At 39.6% G+C, this 3,131-nt stretch carries 5 protein-coding genes; 3 read left to right on the plus strand and 2 right to left on the minus strand.

The features are described 5' to 3' along the window. Positions 1-181 precede the first annotated feature (181 nt). Complete coding sequence (locus ACQEXU_RS21770; protein WP_258500417.1) at positions 182-475, plus strand: hypothetical protein; 294 nt, start codon at positions 182-184, stop codon at positions 473-475. A 192-nt stretch (positions 476-667) separates the two neighbouring features. Here ACQEXU_RS21770 and ACQEXU_RS21775 read toward each other — a convergent pair whose 3' ends face one another. Both ACQEXU_RS21775 and ACQEXU_RS21780 read right to left on the minus strand, forming a co-directional pair. Continuing rightward, positions 668-964 carry a type II toxin-antitoxin system RelE/ParE family toxin gene (locus ACQEXU_RS21775; protein WP_025794194.1) on the minus strand — a complete coding sequence of 99 codons (297 nt, stop codon included), beginning with the start codon at positions 962-964 and terminating at the stop codon, positions 668-670. 6 nt (positions 965-970) lie between these two features. Further along, complete coding sequence (locus ACQEXU_RS21780) at positions 971-1,213, minus strand: type II toxin-antitoxin system Phd/YefM family antitoxin (RefSeq protein WP_238831174.1); 243 nt, start codon at positions 1,211-1,213, stop codon at positions 971-973. Positions 1,214-1,449: 236 nt separating this feature from the next. Between ACQEXU_RS21780 and ACQEXU_RS21785 the strand changes: the two genes are divergently transcribed. Both ACQEXU_RS21785 and ACQEXU_RS21790 read left to right on the plus strand, forming a co-directional pair. Further along, positions 1,450-1,953, plus strand: a complete 504-nt coding sequence (locus tag ACQEXU_RS21785; protein WP_023585852.1) for a hypothetical protein — start codon at positions 1,450-1,452, stop codon at positions 1,951-1,953. 139 nt (positions 1,954-2,092) lie between these two features. Next, complete coding sequence (locus ACQEXU_RS21790; protein ID WP_427012281.1) at positions 2,093-2,932, plus strand: hypothetical protein; 840 nt, start codon at positions 2,093-2,095, stop codon at positions 2,930-2,932. Positions 2,933-3,131 lie beyond the last annotated feature (199 nt).

The raw sequence follows: 3,131 nt of genomic DNA on the forward strand, positions 1-3,131 counted from the left end.
CGATGAAAACTTCCTTTCTTTGTCGCTTCAAGTTGCCTCATAACAATAAATTTAAGAGTGATTCACAACGCTTGGCGATCTCAGTTCAAGTTAAATTTAGTGTTTAAGGTACAATGGTTTAGGTTTGGTGGTTGGCGTTGTTTACCACTTAACGCAGCGTTATGTGATTGGAGAAAATATTATGAAAAATGCAGAAGAATTAGGATTTGAAACAGCGATTACATATTCAGTAGTAAGTGACCATACTCCAGGGAAACCGATCGAGTATTCCGGTATCAATACAGGCGACTCTGTAACTCTTCGATATGATTCTGAAAGAATTACAGTAACATCTGTTAAAGAGATAGCCGCGAAAACATACCAAGGTAAAATTAGTGGTTTTGACCCAAGTATTAGCGTCGCGTTCAAGAGCTTGAAGCTGGGTGATGAAATTGAGTTTAATGAGCATCACGTGTTCAGTTGTACAAGAGTGTAGCGATAACTGTCAGTAATCACATAACAAACTGTTTAAGAGTGATTCGCAACGCGTGGCATTTTCACTATGCGTTGCGTTTAGTGTTTAAGGTGGTATGCAGCGGCTTTGGTATTGCGTTGCTCACACCTTAACAGGGCGTTAGTTTACCAATCAAGATCATCACCCCAGTTTTTATTTAGGGTGATGTCTTAGCTACAAGTGGTTTTGTGGGAGTTGTGATTGACCAAGTACAGCCACAACTAAAATAAAACCGTCTTCTTTTGTAAAGTAAGCTGTGTGTTTTCCTACCGGAAAATAGAAACCGCTTGGATAAATCTCATCGCAACTGCGACCTACGGCTGGATTGTCGGCAAGCATTTGAAACCCAGTTAGCAATGTATCTTTATAGTTGTTCCACTGCATTTCAGAAAAGTTGTTGACGGTATAGCTTTTAATTTTTCGTAAATGAGCCTGGGCCAATTTACTTAGTTTGTATTTATTCTTTTGCATAGTGGGTTACAAGGCGCTTAGGAAATCTTCACCATCAACTACATTGCCTTGTGCTAAGTCTTGTTTAGCTGACTCGAAACAATGTTTAAGGTATTCGGTTTTCATTGCCTCTAGTTCTTCATAGTCTTTGATAGACATTACCACTACGGCATCTTTACTGTTTTTGCTAATCTTTACTGGCTCACGTTGGGCGCTTAGAAGTAGCTCACCAAAGTTACGCTTTGCATCATTTGCTGTTAGTGTGTGCATACTCAATCTCCAAATTTGGAATTACAGTAAGATTATAGTTTGTCGCACAAAATGGTCAATATAATTAAATCGTGCGATTTGTGCGAAAGGTAAACTAACAAGCAATTTAAGAGGGATTCACAACGCTTGGCACTTTTGCTTCTACTTCAAATTTAGTGTTTATGGCACAATGTATTAGGTTTGGGTGGTAGTGTTGTTCACCCCTTAATTGGGCGTTATGTTTTTCGGAGGAATTTATGCTTCTCTTTCCCAAGCTACAGGTTATAAGCAGTCCTGATGATGATATTTTACAAAGGCTTACCTCGATAATTGAGGCTTTACCATGTCAGTCATATTTCGCTGATCACTTAACTAAGTCACAAGTTGAGCAGCGGAAAATAGTTTCAGCTTTTCAAAAGGAACTGTACCAAGAGTTATTTGTTGAATTCGCAGGAGTTACTTGGTCTCGTGAGTTCTCGCCTTGCTCCACAAGTTCAGATGCGATCGATATCTATGGTGACAATGAAGACTTTGTTGTGGCAATCGAGCTTGATAAGCATCGAGCAGACCAAGTCGCGAAAAAGTTTGTTTCTCGAATGGCTATAATGCCTGACAAGAAAATCTATTACGTATCATTATGTTATCCCGGCACTAAGAGTATGAGTAAACCGGAATGTATAAAGTATTTCGGCTACTGTAGTAATTTGGCTTTGCGTATGCAAAATGAATACTTGGGGTTCATGGTTGAAGAACAAACATAACAAGCAATTCAAGCTGATTCGCAACGCTTGGCAATTGTGGTTTGAATCAACTTTAGTGTTTACGGCGCAAAGGTCAGGTTCAGTGTTAGCGTTGCTCACAACTTAATTGGGCGTTATGTGTCTGTCAGAGATAGCAGAAATGGAAGAATCAAAAACAATTAGAGCCTTCAAAAGTGAGCTTATAAAAATAATGCCTTACTTTCCAAACACAAAGGAAGTTCAGGCAGAGTTACTAGAACAGCATTTAAGCTCGGTTATGTTCCATTACCTGCATTGGGCGTCTAGGCTAATTCCCGTTAGACCAAGGGTGGTTAGTATAGAGCCTTATTTGTTACAGGACTCTCGCTGGAGTGAATACGAAAACGATGTAAGGGAATTACTTAGAAAAGTCGAGTTAGGAGAAGACTTAACTGAACATCTCTCCAATAAGGTGCTCACGAAAGGCTACACTCCTAAGGACTACATCCTTGCTAAGGGTGACGCATGGACAGATAAAGATCAGTTGTTAAATACTAAAGGTTTTCATCATCTGCATTTACATGCGGGTAAGTCGAAGAAAGGGAGTGTTGTACTGTTTGCGCAAGTTAGCAGAGATAAATTTACGGCGGTAGCTTTGTTTGACCACTCTGTTTTTGATTATGACAAACATGAAATGTCCGAAGAAAGGCGGCGAATGTGGGCTATATCTGACCATATAGCAGCTAGAGAGCTTCCACCGAATTCAGTTTACATGTCATACCCTATAACTACGTCAGGGCACCCACTCCATATCAATTCTATGACTCATGAATACTGGCATGTAATTAGTCAAATTGATCACAAGGTAGATAGCCGAGAATTTGCAGAAGAAATGTTTACAGGTTGCAGTACACAAATGCCTAAGAAACCCAAATTTAAATGGTTGCTGTATGGCCTTGATTTGGGACTATTAGAAACTAAAACCAGCAATTTCTTTGTGTTTAGAAGGGGTTATCTATAAAGACACATAACAAGCAATTTAAGAGGGATTCACAACGCTCGGCATTTTTTCCTCTACTTCGAATTTAGTGGTTACGGTACAATGCTTTAGGTCGGGTGGTAGCGTTGTTCACCCCTTAATTGGGCGTTATGTTTACTTGTATTTCAAAGGTTTAAGGTTCTTAGGCTCTGGTTCTTTGTCCCTTTGGCAATTCGTCTCT

The sequence above is a fragment of the Vibrio sp. TRT 21S02 genome (assembly GCF_050113675.1).
GTDB lineage: Bacteria > Pseudomonadota > Gammaproteobacteria > Enterobacterales > Vibrionaceae > Vibrio.

What these genes read in the sequence shown, in the direction of transcription:
- ACQEXU_RS21770 (WP_258500417.1), top strand. Translation starts at nt 182, where the DNA reads ATGAAAAATGCAGAAGAATTAGGATTTGAAACAGCGATTACATATTCA.
- ACQEXU_RS21775 (WP_025794194.1), bottom strand. Translation starts at nt 964, where the DNA reads ATGCAAAAGAATAAATACAAACTAAGTAAATTGGCCCAGGCTCATTTA.
- ACQEXU_RS21780 (WP_238831174.1), bottom strand. Translation starts at nt 1,213, where the DNA reads ATGCACACACTAACAGCAAATGATGCAAAGCGTAACTTTGGTGAGCTA.
- ACQEXU_RS21785 (WP_023585852.1), top strand. Translation starts at nt 1,450, where the DNA reads ATGCTTCTCTTTCCCAAGCTACAGGTTATAAGCAGTCCTGATGATGAT.
- ACQEXU_RS21790 (WP_427012281.1), top strand. Translation starts at nt 2,093, where the DNA reads ATGGAAGAATCAAAAACAATTAGAGCCTTCAAAAGTGAGCTTATAAAA.